Annotated in this window: 10 protein-coding genes; 6 read left to right on the top strand and 4 right to left on the bottom strand. The window is 52.2% G+C overall.

Annotated features, from left to right (window positions below):
* Positions 1-296 precede the first annotated feature (296 nt).
* Positions 297-1754 carry an MFS transporter gene (locus SH527x_RS10340; protein ID WP_437190601.1) on the bottom strand — a complete coding sequence of 486 codons (1458 nt, stop codon included), beginning with the start codon at positions 1752-1754 and terminating at the stop codon, positions 297-299.
* A 394-nt stretch (positions 1755-2148) separates the two neighbouring features.
* Positions 2149-3222, bottom strand: a complete 1074-nt coding sequence (queA, locus tag SH527x_RS10335) for a tRNA preQ1(34) S-adenosylmethionine ribosyltransferase-isomerase QueA (RefSeq protein ID WP_437190600.1) — start codon at positions 3220-3222, stop codon at positions 2149-2151.
* Positions 3223-3570: 348 nt separating this feature from the next.
* Between queA and SH527x_RS10330 the strand changes: the two genes are divergently transcribed.
* The 6 genes from SH527x_RS10330 to SH527x_RS10305 all read left to right on the top strand — a co-directional run bounded on the left by SH527x_RS10330 (position 3571) and on the right by SH527x_RS10305 (position 13044).
* Positions 3571-4593, top strand: coding sequence for a DUF1207 domain-containing protein (locus tag SH527x_RS10330; RefSeq protein ID WP_437190599.1), 1023 nt, complete (start codon positions 3571-3573; stop codon positions 4591-4593).
* Positions 4594-5053: 460 nt separating this feature from the next.
* Positions 5054-5518: a universal stress protein gene (locus SH527x_RS10325; RefSeq protein WP_437190598.1), complete on the top strand. Its 465-nt coding sequence runs from the start codon at positions 5054-5056 to the stop codon at positions 5516-5518.
* Between the two features lie 516 nt (positions 5519-6034).
* The gene (locus SH527x_RS10320; RefSeq protein ID WP_437190597.1) at positions 6035-7015 is read left to right on the top strand and encodes a calcium/sodium antiporter; all 981 of its coding nucleotides are present in this window, start codon (positions 6035-6037) and stop codon (positions 7013-7015) included.
* 549 nt (positions 7016-7564) lie between these two features.
* Positions 7565-9694, top strand: a complete 2130-nt coding sequence (locus SH527x_RS10315; protein ID WP_437190596.1) for a LamG-like jellyroll fold domain-containing protein — start codon at positions 7565-7567, stop codon at positions 9692-9694.
* 661 nt (positions 9695-10355) lie between these two features.
* Positions 10356-11384 carry a DUF1573 domain-containing protein gene (locus SH527x_RS10310; protein ID WP_437190595.1) on the top strand — a complete coding sequence of 343 codons (1029 nt, stop codon included), beginning with the start codon at positions 10356-10358 and terminating at the stop codon, positions 11382-11384.
* 199 nt (positions 11385-11583) lie between these two features.
* Complete coding sequence (locus tag SH527x_RS10305) at positions 11584-13044, top strand: UbiD family decarboxylase domain-containing protein (RefSeq protein ID WP_437190594.1); 1461 nt, start codon at positions 11584-11586, stop codon at positions 13042-13044.
* Positions 13045-13056: 12 nt separating this feature from the next.
* On the opposite strand, the gene SH527x_RS10300 is transcribed toward SH527x_RS10305, so the two are convergent.
* Both SH527x_RS10300 and SH527x_RS10295 read right to left on the bottom strand, forming a co-directional pair.
* Positions 13057-13395, bottom strand: coding sequence for a hypothetical protein (locus SH527x_RS10300; protein WP_437190593.1), 339 nt, complete (start codon positions 13393-13395; stop codon positions 13057-13059).
* A complete protein-coding gene (locus tag SH527x_RS10295; RefSeq protein WP_437190592.1) occupies positions 13370-14905 on the bottom strand; it encodes a YeiH family protein in 1536 nt (511 codons plus the stop codon). Before SH527x_RS10295 ends, SH527x_RS10300 begins: the two co-directional genes overlap by 26 nt.
* Between the last annotated feature and the right edge of the window lie 181 nt (positions 14906-15086).

Below are 15086 nucleotides of genomic sequence, written 5' to 3'. Positions count from 1 at the left end.
TACTCCTCTAAGAAAAGATGGTCAGTGGGCAGAGTGACACAACAACTGATTGTAAATCAGTATGGCTGCTTCGTGTAGATACTCAACTGTGGCGCATGGAAAAGCAGCCGGAACCTCATGATCAGAGGTCCGGCTGCCTGTTGTATCAATTCGGTGCCCCAGCCTGAGTCGCCTGAGACGAATTCCGTTATCAGGGGGCTCGATTTGAAGTTCCTGCAGTGAAACATCGCTTTTAAAAGCTTTTCAGCAGAGGCTTCTCATCTTCAGCATCGGGGAAACCCGGTGTTGAAATGCCGTTATTCTGGCAATGGCTGGTCCTTTGTTTCCGGAAGGAACGGGAGAACCAATAATCCCAACAGGAAGACGGCGGCCATTGTGGCCCCGGCGTAACGCAATGGCTCTGCTGTATGGGCAAAACTGCTTTCCAGCTGAGCCTTTACCAGTGGACCACCTGCTGCCACGAAGCGTCCGACATTGTAGCAGAAGCTTGTTCCGGTTGATCGCAGACGGGTCGGGAACAGTTCCGGGAAGTAAATTGCATACCCTGCGAACAGTGACAACTGGCAGAAGCCCATGATCGGAACCATGACCCAGATCTGCCAGAAGTGTTCGAGAGTCAAGAACACCGTCACTGTGGTGATAAATGCTGACGTGAGTGCCAGCGCGAATGTCGGTTTGCGACCAATTTTCTGTGACAATGCACCGAAGCCGAACATCCCGAGGAACGCCCCGATGTTAATTGCAATCGAAGCATAACTTCCCCAGCGAGACAGTCTCCCGTTGATCTGTCCGCTCAGAGATTCTTCTGTTGCTTTAATCTCAGGTGAGAAGTCTTTGGCAAGTTCCGGCTTCTCGATGGCAGCGATGAGCGTTTCGAGTTCTGTGATCCGAGTGGAATTGTTCTCGGCTTTAGCGAGTTCAATCTGCTCTGTGTAAACCTGTTTCGACATGGCTTTACGCTGAACGAAACGAATCAGGTCCGGGGTAAAGAACCCGACAGACCAGAGGCCGATCACGCCGGAGCATGCCAGAACGAGCCCCAACAGTGCATGCTTACGCAGCTTCGGCTCGCTGAAGAGATCGCGGTATGACCCAAGCTGCTTCTTCTGCTTATTATCTTTCTGTGCCTTCTGCCAGCTTTCTGGCTCTTTCAAATTGCGACGAATCACCAGTGCGAGAAGTGCAGGCAAGGCACCGATCAGGAACATGATTCGCCACGGGCTCTCAATCATTCCCTGTTCTTCGGCAAGCCCGAGTCCCAGGTTAATGAAGGCGGCACTGACGTTGCCGATTGCTGAAAGTGCTTGCAGTAATCCCAGCGTATAGGGACGGGCACGATGAGGCATCACTTCCGCGACGAGAGAAACCCCGACCGCGAACTCTCCACCGACTCCGAGCCCAGTCAGGAACCTGTAAAACGCAAAGTCCCAGAAGCCCACCGAAAACGAACTGAGTCCAGTGAAGAGCGAATACATCAGAATCGTGACGACCATTGTTTTGGCACGTCCCCAACGATCCCCGAGCATTCCGAAAAACAAACCGCCAGTTGCCCAGCCCAGAATGAAGATCGAGGTGGCATAATCTCCATAGGCACGGCGTGCGCTATTCACTTCCGCTGTGGTTGCATACGCTTCTGCCGGAATCAGGTCAGCCATCGCTGCCGGTCTGGCCAGAATGAACAGCTGCTGATCAAGGCAGTCGAACAACCATCCGAGGGCCGCGACAATCAGCACAAACCAGTGATACCTCGTCATTTCCCTGAACCAAGGTGTCTTGGAATCAGAGGGGTCGGACGGCCCGGAGGAAGGGCTATTGTCGATATGCACTAAATCTGTCTCCTGTCACTAGAGCAATAGATGAATCTGGGCCGAATGCCACTCGTACGTGGGGATGATCACGTCATGGTGGGAGTCATGTTGTGCAGGCCCGATTTTCGTGGATTCTGCTGAATTAGGCGGATTCTCGGTGTACGAGGATGTGCCAATATGTCGCTTGGAACACCCAAAACGCAAGTCTGCCACAAAGCCCATGCGAAAAGTGAGTCATTCTCAAGTGAAATTGAGAATATGTGTCCGATTTGTTTGATTAGCGAACAGGGGCCGAATAGGGCTGTTCAGCAGGCAATTGCTGTGTCTTGAGGGTACTGCATCAAAGTATGAGCATGGCATCACCATAGCTGAAGAATCGATAGCGTTCGCGAATCGCTTCTGCATACGCATTCAGCATGAGTTCCCGGCCAGCAAATGTGGAGACCAGAACGAGCAGGGTCGACTTTGGAAGGTGGAAATTGGTGATCAGGGCGTCAATCATCTGAAACTGAAATGGAGGGCGGATGAAGAGGTCCGTTTCTCCCTGCCAGGGACGCAACTGAGCCTGTTGGCAAATGGATTCCAAAGGGCGAACCGACGTCGTGCCGACAGCAATGACCCGGCCCCCGTTTGCTTTGGTCTGCTCGATCTTTTTGACTGTCTCTTCCGACACTTCACACCACTCGGAATGCATCTTGTGATCATCGAGGTGATCGACGCTCACAGGACGAAAGGTTCCCAGTCCCACATGCAGCGTCACTGTTGCCGTCTCAACCTGACGTTGCCGACAGGCTGCGAACACTTCTGGAGTAAAGTGGAGCCCAGCGGTTGGAGCAGCGACGGCGCCGGGCTTTTCGGCATACGTGGTCTGGTAACGATCCCGATCGCTCGCTTCTGCGCTTCGGTGCATGTAGTGCGGCAAAGGTAATGTTCCAAACTGGTCGAGAAGTGTGAGCGCAGGTACAGAGGAGTCTGGAATTGCGATCCAGGTGCCATCTTCGTTCTTGGATTGAAGCACCAGATCGAGTGTGGCATGGGGAGTTGAAGAGGCCGTGTCCGCTGGGGTGAGCGTCAGCCGTTCACCGGGGTGCAGCCGTCCGCGGGTCTGCCCGATCAGTCGCCATTCACTCGCGGATTCGAGACGAAGAAAGAGCCCTTCCCACTTTCCACCGGTCTTGGTGCGAATTCCGATCAAACGGGCCGGGACCACACGGGTGTTGTTGAGAATGAGAAGGTCACCAGCGTTCAGATACGTCGGAATCTGATTGAAGTGGGTGTGCTCAATTGTCCCTTTGACCCGGTTGATGACCATGAGGCGAGACGCATCTCTCTTCTCAGTGGGGGTTTGGGCGATGAGTTCTTCAGGGAGCGTGTAGTCGTAGGCTCCAATCTGGCTCAGAAAATTCGTATCCACAGTCATTTGTTCCGAGAAAAATTCGCGATGTCTGACCGAATCGGCATAGGAGCAACTGATTGATTCTCAGTCGTATGCCACTCTGATTGCGTCTGTTGTGCTGACATAAATGGGCGGTGATGTTTTCCCGGAAGAAGCGGAATCGGCAGAAACTGCGCACTTAGGGCATCAGCGGTCTTCAAAGCCTGACTTCCATCGACTCGATTTGCAACAGCTCGTTAAAAATCCGATGCACCCACTTCAGGACAACTTCCGGGCGACACCTTCCCGACAGAAATTCTCGAGTCACAGTGCTGCGGAAGATGAAATCTTGCGGAAATCCGCGTAGCAGAAATGGGTATTCAGACGGTGAAACGGAAAACAGCTGTCAGTACGGCACTCTGGTGCTTTCTGGCATTCAATCTGAACTTCGCGAGCGCTCAGGGAATCTATTCTGTGAGCCCGACTCCGGGATCAGTGCCGCAACCGTCTTCAGTTGTTACGCCAATCACGGTCGATAACACGTTTTCTTTTGACGCAAATGTGGTGATTCCCCCACCGCAGCAGCAGACCATCTTATCTGGTCCTCCCGTTGGCACTCCTGTTCCGATGGCCGCAATGCCGGCGCCGGGCATGGACTGGCAATGGACCTTTTTGCCTCAGGGGATTCTGTATGGAACATACTGGGCAAGTGCAGCAGAGCCTCGTATGTCTGTTCAGGTTTTCGAAGATCTGCAGAATGGTGCCAGCGTCGATTCGTACATCAGCGGACGCTTTGGAATTGTTCGATTCGGACAGCGTTACGGTTTGGAAGGTTTTCAGCTGGACTTGTTAGGAGGGGCGAAGCTCCGACAGGATCTGGATTACGAGATGGACGTGATCGGAACAGACTTCCGGTTTGATATCCCGTTGACTTACCGAGTCGGGCAACATGCCTGGAAGTTTGGTTATTACCACATCAGCGCACATGCCGGGGACGAGTTTTTGAAACGAAACCCGGACTTTGAGCGTTTGAATTTCCTGCGTGACTGCTTGTATCTGGGGTACTCGTACTACCCCAATCCTGATCTGCGTCTTTATGCAGAGTTGGATTATGGGTTCAACACAGATGTCGCCAAGCCTTGGAATTTCCAGTTCGGACTGGATTATGGGCCGTCATACCCCACTCGAATTTATGGGGCTCCGTTCTTCGCTATGAATGTCCATTTGCGACAGGAACTGGATTACGGCGGGAATATCAATATTCAAGGCGGTTGGGCATGGCGTGGAGAAGGTTTAAGCGCCGGCACTCTTCGAACCGGACCTTTCTTCTATAATGGAAAAAGCCCTCAGTTCTCGTTCTACACAAGAAGCGAACAGCAACTCGGTTGGGGACTCTGGTACGACTTCTAAACTGCTTCAGTCTCTCAAGTGATCGCGCAGCAGCCTTCCACGATCAGGAAGAAACTCGATCCTTCTCGGCGTGAGAAAAGCGGAATCCCGCGCGCCTGAATCACTGCGTTATTTCTAAAAATGCTTTATTGGGTGCGTGCGTCCCAGCTTGCCACTCTGGTTCCTGTTCTGTCCATGAACGCCCGGTGTGCTGCATTCTCATATTTCGGCTCGCTCATTCGCAGTTTTGGTGTTCTGCCAATTCTCTTGATTCGCCGGTTGTCTTGATGCCGGGAGTGTGAAAAGATTGCGGTGAATTGACAGCGCGAAATCTCGATCTTGATGGCGGCAGATGGTCGCTTTCTGAGTCGGTCTGGAATTCGAGTTAGAGGATGAATGGGGGAAGGTTGGCATTCGCCTGCGATCCCGCCATGAGGTGTCATCGGATGAGGCTGAAACGGCCTGCGAAAGGCGGAACGAAATGAAGATTCTGATCGCGATTGATGGATCTCCCTGCAGTCAGTTGACTGTTCAAGAGGTGTCGCTTCGTCCATGGCCGCAGGGGTCGGAAGTTCGGATTGTCACAGTCGATTCCCCTTACCGTCGGACATCACTTGGCTCACCTGAATCATCAGCTTTTGATGAAGTGGTACGAGTTCAGCGAGCAGAACTGTTCAAGCATTTGAGCGATGCTCAGGTGGCCTTTTCCAAGAATGCTCCAAGTCTGAATGTGACGACGGAGTTGCTGGAAGGGAACCCGAAAGAAGAGATCGTGGCGATCGCTGAACGCTGGGGAGCGGATCTGATTTGTCTTGGATCGCATGGGTATGGGCCAGTGCGACGCTTCTTCCTCGGTTCCGTTTCGCAGTTCGTCGCGCAGTATGCTCCATGTTCCGTGCAGATTGTACGCTGCGCGGAAAAGGCCCAGACCGCGGTCGGTCCCTGATGGGGACTCGCCGCAGCTGTTTCGATAGAGAAACGGCCAGATCCTGTGTGCCTGAGAAGAGCACTGTTTTCGGAAGTGGATTCGTACTGTGATTCAGTCGTGTTTCAGGGGGCGTTGTCACTTTTTGCCTTGAGGCGTCTCGGAATTCGAGTGTTGACGAAGCCTGCGATGGCATCATCGACGTCAGGTAGCGGAGTGCTGGGATCGCAGCATTTCTGACACCTGACGTTTTTTTGTTGAGCTTGCTTTTCAGGCAAATTTCTTCTCGCCTGATTTCCAGACGGTTCGCTATTATTTCCGTCGTGCGTCTGGTGTTCTGTAATGGGACATTTCTTGATGCGATTGCCTTTCAGTGCCTGGAATCACAGTGAGTGATTTCGGCGGAAGGCGTTTGTTGAATCCTGATCTCATTCAAATACGTGACCTACCCTTTTCATTGTCGATTACGGGGGCTTGCCGGCTGGTGGATCAAGAAGTCGACGTGAAGCGTGAATTTCAGCAGGGATGTGTTGCGTTATGACAGAGGTCTTATCATTTCTCGCAGGGCTTGCGATCCTCGTCATCGGCGCAGAATTTACTGTGCGCGGGGCGTCTCGCCTGGCAACGGCGATGCGAATTTCGCCGATGGTGATTGGTCTCACGATCGTTTCCGTCGGGACAAGTACGCCTGAACTCGCCGTTGGAATCACCGCGAGTCAAATGGGAAATGGAGGACTGGCTGTCGGCAATATTGCCGGAACCAACATTCTGAATCTGTTGTTCATACTGGGATTGAGTGCCAGTCTGCGAGCACTTCCGATTCACGCACAGGTCTTTCGGCTGGAACTCCCGGTCATTGTGTTGGCTGCTGGTCTGATGATGGCGCTGGGATGGGATGGTGTTCTGTCGCAGACAGACGGTGCGGTGATGTTTGTTGTCGGTGTCATTTACACCGTTGTGCTGGTTCTGATGACCAGATATGAGTCACAGAAGGTGAAGCTGGAGTTTCGCGAAGAATTTGGAGCTGAAGCGATTCCAGCGACCCAGTCGAATTGGAAGTGGCAGTGCTTGAATGTTGCCGTACTGGTCATCGGCATCGGGTTGTCAGTCTGGGGCGCGGATCTGCTTGTAACGGGAGCATCCGGAATCGCTCGAACACTGGGAGTTTCGGAAACGCTCATCGGCTTGACGATTGTCGCGATCGGAACCTCCGCTCCTGAGTTGGTGACGACTGTGATCTCGACTTTCCGAAATGAACGGGACGTGGCAATCGGCAATCTGCTGGGGAGCAGTATTTATAATATTCTGTTCATCCTGGGACTGACCTGTGTTGCCGCTCCAGCTGGATTGCATGTTGAACCGGAACTCCTCTGGGTGGATATCCCGTTGATGGCGCTTGTGACCATTGGGGCCATTCCAGTTTTTCTGACAGGTCGCAGCGTCTCCCGGTTGGAAGGTGGGATCGCAGTGGGAATCTACCTTGCCTATTTCTTCTGGCTCATCTTTGTGCGTGCGTAGATGTTCGACTCATCTCTGAGTTCGTCGTTCACAGCCAGTCGAGTCACGGTCGCAGGAAATGCTTGTCAGTCAGGAATAAACGGGCTTTTGTTTATTCGCAATTTGCCGACAGAATCGATAGACTCATATCACTGAATTTGGATTTCAGGTGTTTGGAACGCAAATGCCTGAATGCAAAATGAATTTGGGCCAAGTGCGACTGATTCAGGGTGAGACGTTGAAGAATGTCCTGCCAATTGAAAGTTGATGTTGTGCTCTGACTTCGTTTTCGGTGCCCTCCACTTCCCGCCTGATTGCTGAAGAGTCCTTTCATCATTGACGGAGATCAAGACGTGAATGTTGCTGTCCTGCAGCACATTTGGTCCTGATTGAAACCGTCGTTTTGGCTCTGTCTGGTACATGCAGGCTGTGTTCTGCACCGAAGTCCTTCGAAGCCGACATGTCTCGCGACTCCTGCATGTGTGTATTGGAATGTGCTTCCTGTACTAAAGATGACAAAGTCGCGAATTTTCGAATTCAATTTCTCGTGAAATTAGAGGAAACGACCAGATGATGCTGAGATGCATACTGCCGCTGATCGTCACGTTTGTTGCATGGATGCCGGTATCGGTCCGTGCTGAGTTTCTTGCAGGTGCCGCAGTTGTCGATGTGACACCGGATCAACTGCCAGTGATCGTGAACGGCAGCATGACCAGTCGGTCTGTGTCGGTCATCAATACTCGATTGAATGCCAGAGCGATTGCTTTTGCTGACGGCAATGAACAGCTCGTTATTGTTGTTGTTGACAGCTGCATGATGCCACGTGAATTGCTGGATGAAGCCAAGAAACTGGCATCAGATGCAACAGGGATTCGTCCGGATCGAATTCTGATCTCAGCGACACACTCCCATACTGCGGCCGCATCAATGGGATGTCTCGGGACAGATGCAGATCCAAACTACGTGCCATTCCTGCGAGCGAAACTGGTTGAAGCGGTTAAGGCTGCGAAAGCGAATCTGGAGCCTGCTCAAATCGGGCACGGAGTCATTGACGCTGAAAAGTTCACCGCACTTCGTCGCTGGATTCGTCGTCCGGATCGGGTGGAGACTGATCCATTCGGCAATAGGACTGTTCGAGCCAACATGCACGCCGGACGAAGCTGGCCAGATGTTGTCGGCGAATCTGGACCAGAGGACCCTGATCTGTCTCTGATTGCAGTGCAGTCCAAGCAGGGTCGCCCTCTGGCAGTGCTTGCCAACTTTTCAATGCACTATTTCGGCGATCGCGACATCAGTGCTGACTACTTCGGCCTGTTTTCTGAAGGGCTGAAAGAACGCATTGCTCCGAAAACCGCTGAAAAGGTTGCGCCATTCGTCGGGATTATGTCTCACGGGTGCAGCGGCGACATTTATCGCACGGATTACACCAAGCCGGATGCCCCTGAGAACAAAGTGAATATCACTCAGTTTACAGGTGGGTTGCTTGACCTCGCGATGCAGGCTTACAAGAAGATTGAGTACAAGTCTGATGTCAATCTGGCGATGGCCGAAAGCCGTCTTCCGATGAATTATCGGGTGCCTGATCAGCAGCGTCTGGAATGGGCGAAGCGAATCGTTGCTGAAATGGGGGATCGCCTTCCAAAGACTCAGCCGGAAATTTACGCTCGCGAACAAGTGCTGCTGAATGAATGGCAGTCGACTGAAGTTGTAGTGCAGGCGATTCGGATTGGTGAGATCGCAATTGCGACGACACCAAACGAGACCTATGCATTGACTGGGTTGAAGATCAAAAAGCAAAGTCCACTCGCAAAGACTGTTGTGATTGAACTTGCAAACGGAGGGGACGGTTACATCCCACCACCTGAGCAACACCTGCTGGGGGGCTACAACACCTGGGCAGCCCGATCAGCTGGTTTGGAAGTGACTGCAGAACCTCGTATCGCTGCGGCTGCTCTGGATCTTCTGGAAACGGTCTCTGGGAAGCCACGCCGACCATTCGTGTCGCCAGTTGGTGAGGCTGCGAAAACCATTCGGGATCTGAAGCCGGAGGTCTGGTATCGTCTGGACGAATTTGCTGGCCCACGTGCGAAAGATTCTTCAGGAAATCATCGCGACGGGATTTATGAACCCCATGTGGCTTACTTCCTCGAAGGCCCGAGCTCTACTGCGTTCGCAAGTGCTGGAGAAAAGAACCGAGCTGCTCACTTCACTGGAGAGCGGCTGCGAACCTCAGTCCCTGAACTCGGTAATCACTATTCCGTGTCGATGTGGATCTGGAACGGGATGCCAACAGATGGACGAGATGTCACCGGCTGGATGTTCTCACGTGGGCGAGATCATGTTCTCGATGCATTCGGAGATCACCTGGGACTGGGAGGAAAAGCTGGCAACGCAGGACGCCTGATTTTCCAGCATGGTAATAAAGGTGAAGTTGTCAGCGGAAAAACCGAAGTCGCTCGCTGGACCTGGGCTCATGTCGTTCTGGTTCGCGATGGAGAGAAGGTTCGTGTCTATTTGAACGGGAACCCAACTCCTGAGATCGAAACGACCGCGCCAGCAGACACTCCAGTGGAAATCACCGAGGTCTTCGCAGGAGGACGTTGCGACAACTCCTCGAACTGGGAAGGGCGACTGGATGAAGTGGCGATCTTCAAGCGAGCATTGACAGCCGACGAAGTTGCCAAACTTGCCAAACAGTAATCGTCTGAGGTTGTGACCGGTTCGGTCTTTCATGTGGCCTCAAGAGTCAGATGAACGGCGTGCACGAATTTTTCGTGCACGCCGTTTTTTTGCGCAATTTGTATAATCGTTTTATGAAGAGATCTTTGCGCACATGCTGGCTGAGGTATATGCGAACGATTGCCTTTATCTCGTAGTGATTGCCTGACGTTCATATCCGGCTGTCTTCAGTTTGTTTTGCTGCTGAACTGTCCAACTTTGTTGCTTTGCTGCTGCACTCGGTGAATTTGGAAGTCATGTTCTGTGATCAAGTATTGTGATCAGGAACACTGTGTTGATTTGAGACGGGTTTCAACCGCGTGGCAATGTTCCCGAACGGCTGCAACGGGACCACCGAAGACTAAGTCTCTGTTGATACGATGGCGCTGAGATAAAATCTGATTGATAAGTGGTGCGAAATTGAGATTTTGGTCTCAATTCGTCTGCCTGTTTTTGTTTAATATTTTCGTTCGCGCGTGTCGATTTCTTCGCCTGAGTCTTTTTGATAACAGGTTTTGCAATTTTCTTCCGATTGCGGAATCAAAATTGCGATGAGTTTTCGCTCGGATTACAATTGAGTCCGTCAGAGTGTGAGTCACTGAGCTTGCGATTCGACGAATCTGGCAGGTGGGGAGTGTTTCAAATGGGAATTCGACTAATTGCCCTTGGTCTTCTGTCATTGGCAGGGGCGATTTGGACACCAGCTGTTCAGGCGAATGAATTGAACTGGGCGGAAAAGATGTTTTCCGAACTGCGTCATGATTTCGGCACTGTTGCACGTGGTGCGGACACTCGCGCATCGATCATTGTGACCAACATGTATGAAGAAAATGTCACCATCGACAACGTGGGGACAACGTGCGGGTGCACTGCTGCAAAGCCTGACCGGACGATGTTGAAGACTCACGAAAAGGCGATCATTGAGATCAAAATGAACACCGTGAAGTTCATGCGTCGCAAAGACTCAAACGTCGATGTGACGATGACCTTCCATGGTCCTGCCGGGGCAGCAACAAAGACAGTCCGAGTGCCGATCACAGCTTACATTCGTTCGGACGTCGTGATCACTCCGGAACCGGGCAACGCCGATTTTGGAAATGTCGAGTTCGGTTCACCTGCAGAACGACATCTTGAAGTGGCTTATGCTGGTCGCGACAACTGGTCAATCAAAGAAGTCAAAGTTCCAAATCAGTACCTCGAAGCATCTGTCCGCGAAACCTTTCGTGGGCCAGGTCGTGTCAGCTATGACCTCACAGTGCGACTGAAGCCGGATGCCCCAATGGGAACGATTCACGATCAGGTAACATTGATCACTGATGACTCTGTTTCGACCGAAGTTCCGGTACTGGTCATGGCGAAGATTGAGCCAGACATCGTTGTTTCCCCTGCTGTTCTGCCATTGGGAATGATGAAGGCCGGTGACGTGAAGGAATTCCGTGTGGTCCTGCGAGGCAAGAAACAGTTTTCGATTTCTCAGATCGTTTGTGACGCAACGGATTGCTTCGAAGTCAAAGAACCGACCAATGAATTGAAGACGGTGCACGTCGTTCCATTCAAGGTCAAAGCTCCTGAACGTGCTGGCCAGTTTAATGAGAAAATTTCTTTTCAGATCACTGGACGCCCTGACCCGGTGACTTTCCATGCTGAAGGGACAATCAGCTCCAACCCTTGATCTGTTCACGATCTCGTGAATCGCGAGCTTGAATTCAAACCGTTTTGAGTGTTTCATTGCATTCAGAACGGTTTTTCTTTGTTATGATCGCGCTGATGTCATGCAATGAAATCGGGTTTCCAGATGATGAAATCCTTTTGAAGTGTGTCTGATTCAGCGACGTCAATTCTGAAAACGCTTTAGATAGTCCGACCTCCCAATGGCATTTGACGATCTCACGCAATTCTTGCAGGCGACCGCCGATGCCGGCGAATTGGAACGGGTTGGCGTTCCTCTCAGCTTGCGTGAAGAGATTGCTGGCGTCACGCAGGAGATTTGTCGCGAGTTCGGCGAACGAAGTCCTGTCGTTTTGAGCGAGTCCCCACAACAGTCGTCGATCCCGGTCGTTACGAATCTGCTGGGAAACTTTCAGCGACTGTTGAGGTCGTGCGGGAGTTCCTCAATCGATGAAATCCTGGGACGGTTCCAGGCCGTCTTGAATCCCTTTCAACAGGCTGGGCGGGATTGGAAGTTTGGCCTGGGGAATTCGGCAACAGCACCTGATCGTTCCCGGTATCTTCCAAGAGTCATTCGACGTGCCGCATGCCAGCAGGTTGTGAAGCTCGGGAAAGAACTCAATCTTGATGAATTGCCATTGCTGCAATGCTGGGCAGGTGAATCTGGCCCGGCGATTACAGCGGGGCTTGTGATTTCGGAGTCTCTGGACAATCGCCCGAATATTGATCTGGTGCCGGCAGGAAGAATTGATCGTCAGACGCTGGCTGTCAGTTGGACTCCGTCTCATGCGGCTTATGCACAATGGCAGCACGCACAGGAAGGCAATCATCCCTTTCCAGTAGCAATCGCACTGGGGGGAGACCCACTGCTGACGTACGTTGCGTCGTTGCCGCTTCCGCAGATGTTTGATCCGTGGCTGTTTGCCGGGATTCTGCGTAATGAAAGCGTCAATCTCATTCGTGCTCGGACTGTCGAGCTGAATGTCCCGGCAGATGCTGAGATTGTGCTGGAAGGCTATCTCGATCCTGCCGCAGGCGCAGTTTCTGGACGATTCGCCGGAAAGAATGGGTTACTTGAAACTCGAAATGATCTCGCTGTTCTGCGATTGAGCGCGATTACTCATCGTGCCAATCCGATTTTCCCGGCCAGAGTTCAGGCATTCGATTTTCAGGAAGACTTTGTCACGAGTCAGCTGACAGAACGGATGTTGTTAAAGCTTCTGCAGCTGATCAACGGAACCGTAGTCGATCTTCATTTACCTGTGGGCGGAGGGCATCGTCAGCTCGTTTTTGTGAGTACGACAGCCAGCGACGCAGCACAGGTCCAGCAGCTTTTTCAGGCGATCAGCAGCTTACCGATGCTGACGGAATCTTCGATTCTTGTTGCCGTCTCTGCACGAGTCGATCTTCGCAATGCAGATGCTGTCTGGCGCGAAGCGTGTGTCCGGCTTGGTGTTGAAGACTCAGCACTAAGTCGAACCGTGAAGTATGACACAGGGCGACTCTGGATTGATGCGACAGACTCTGCTGGCAGTTCGTCGACTCGCAATCACCGATGTCAGGCGAGTCCGCAGGTTCTGGCGCAGATCGCAGAGCGATTAGGGAACGCCCATTGGGAATCCGTTGATGAAGGGAATTATACTCCTTCGCAACATTCGATCTGAACTCACTGCAGGTCAGTCTTCAATTTTCGACAGCGGTTGCAGGTGAGACGGGGAATCCTGATTCGATTGAGCGATCCTCTGCTGTGCGCTCTGCAGCCAGAATTCATGGCCTGAGTGGCGATGGGCTGTTTCGATGTTGTCCATAAACTGGGCCATCCCCGGGTGCTCTGTGTAGAACTTCGCGCTCGGGTCGATCCCCTTTGCTTCATTGCGTTCGACAAGTTCGCGCACCACCGGATGCTCCCCCAGTCGAGGGAGAATGCTGAGCCAGATTATTGCGACGCAACCGAGTGCAGCGATGAAGGACACGATGCGCCGAAACGCTTTATTGCCTGAGTGCGTCTGCGGCATTTGGAAAGACCTTTACAAACATGACCCAAGCCATGAAGAGGCTGATCATCAGGTTGAGAGTCTGCCCGACAACATACAGGACGAGCGGTTTGCCTCCCTTGAAGTAGGGCATCAGTTGGCGGAAATTGGTTTCCAATCCGATGCTGACGAATGCCAGACAGAACAGCCATCCACGCAGGGGTTCAGTCGTTCCCTTCAAGACGGCGTTTACAGTGGCTTCGCCTTCAATTCCGCGGGTTGCCATGTAAGAAAACGCAATCGATGCAGCCAGAAACCCAAGCATGAATTTCGGGAATCGACGCCAGATTTCGCCGAGGCCAACTCGTTGAGTCGACTCTGATTTTTCGACCCAGCCAACCCAATAAATGGAGACAGCAAATGCAACTGCCCCAATCAGAATGTTCTGGATCATCTTGATCGTTGCTGCAACTGTCAGAGCGGTGTCTCCCACCATTCCGCCAGCGGCTGCGACTGCACCTGTGGAATCGATTGTGCCCCCGAGCCATGCTCCTGCAACAACGGGGTCCATGTTGACCGAGTTAATGAAGGCTGGCATGACAATCATCATGATGACTGTGAAACCCAGTGACAGAGCGATTGCCAGTGACAGTTCTTCTTTCTTTGCTCGGCATGCGGCTCCTGTCGCGATGGCTGCAGAGACCCCACAGACCGACATGTCCGCACTGATCACCATGTTCAACGATGGTGATGACATCTTCAGGATTTTCTGTCCGAAGATAAAAGTGGTGATCAACACGATTGGCGTTGTCACCCAGGAGACACCGATTCCGGGTAACCCAAGCGACAGAAGTTGGGAGAACAGAATCTCTGCTCCCAACAAAACAAGCCCGGTTTTGATGTAGAACTCGGTACGAACGGCAGGCAACATGAAACGTGGTGTTCCCAGCGTGTTGCTGATGATCAGTCCCACCATGATCGCCCAGAGTGCATACTCAAGGTTGTAGTGTTTGATGACTTTCTGTCCGGCCAGCACATAAGCAAAGATGGCAAGTAGAAAGACAGGGACAAACGCGATCAGAAACTGCTTTGCCGAGCCTCCCATCACTTTGATTCCCAGAGTGAATGTCAACGCCAGAATTACGAAGACTCCCAGCAGTCCAGGGAAAATTGGCTTGCCTGATTTGTCGCTGAAAGCAGCAATGGGGTTACTGGTCCAGCTTTGCAGCTTGGCGGTCCATTGGGAAAGCGGATTGACTGCAATGGCGTTCTTCGCCGCTTCCCGCTGCTTTTTGATGTCCTTCAGCTTGCCGTCAGGGTCGGCCTTCTGCTCACGCAGGGCATCGTATTCTTGAGTCAGCTGGTGATACCGTTCGACTCGGGAATACGTGTCGTCTGGTCGTGATGCAAGAGTGGCTGCAAGGACGAGGAGAAGAATGAATCCTCCCAGCCAGATCGCCCACCAGTCTTCCGTTCTCAGAAGTTCTGGGAGTCGCGATACACGCACCAATGGAATTTCTTTTGGCTCACTGGGAGATGCAGATTCATTCACGATGCTTGAATTCTCCAGTTGCAGAACCTTGTGCCTGATCGGAAGTCAAAATGCTGTTCGAGTTGATGCGGACAGCAATTTGGCGAGATTCAACCGGTCGTATAGAGTCACAGCGAACAGACTTGAACAGGCAATATTGCGGAAGGATGGAATGGCAGGTCTGATAACACGTCCTAGTTTC

This window comes from Planctomicrobium limosum (assembly GCF_051465645.1).
GTDB lineage: Bacteria > Planctomycetota > Planctomycetia > Planctomycetales > Planctomycetaceae > Planctomicrobium.
This window is presented reverse-complemented; position numbering and strand designations above follow the sequence as displayed.

What these genes read in the sequence shown, in the direction of transcription:
- SH527x_RS10340 (WP_437190601.1), bottom strand. Translation starts at nt 1,754, where the DNA reads ATGACGAGGTATCACTGGTTTGTGCTGATTGTCGCGGCCCTCGGATGG.
- SH527x_RS10325 (WP_437190598.1), top strand. Translation starts at nt 5,054, where the DNA reads ATGAAGATTCTGATCGCGATTGATGGATCTCCCTGCAGTCAGTTGACT.
- SH527x_RS10320 (WP_437190597.1), top strand. Translation starts at nt 6,035, where the DNA reads ATGACAGAGGTCTTATCATTTCTCGCAGGGCTTGCGATCCTCGTCATC.
- SH527x_RS10315 (WP_437190596.1), top strand. Translation starts at nt 7,565, where the DNA reads ATGATGCTGAGATGCATACTGCCGCTGATCGTCACGTTTGTTGCATGG.
- SH527x_RS10310 (WP_437190595.1), top strand. Translation starts at nt 10,356, where the DNA reads ATGGGAATTCGACTAATTGCCCTTGGTCTTCTGTCATTGGCAGGGGCG.
- SH527x_RS10305 (WP_437190594.1), top strand. Translation starts at nt 11,584, where the DNA reads ATGGCATTTGACGATCTCACGCAATTCTTGCAGGCGACCGCCGATGCC.
- SH527x_RS10300 (WP_437190593.1), bottom strand. Translation starts at nt 13,395, where the DNA reads ATGCCGCAGACGCACTCAGGCAATAAAGCGTTTCGGCGCATCGTGTCC.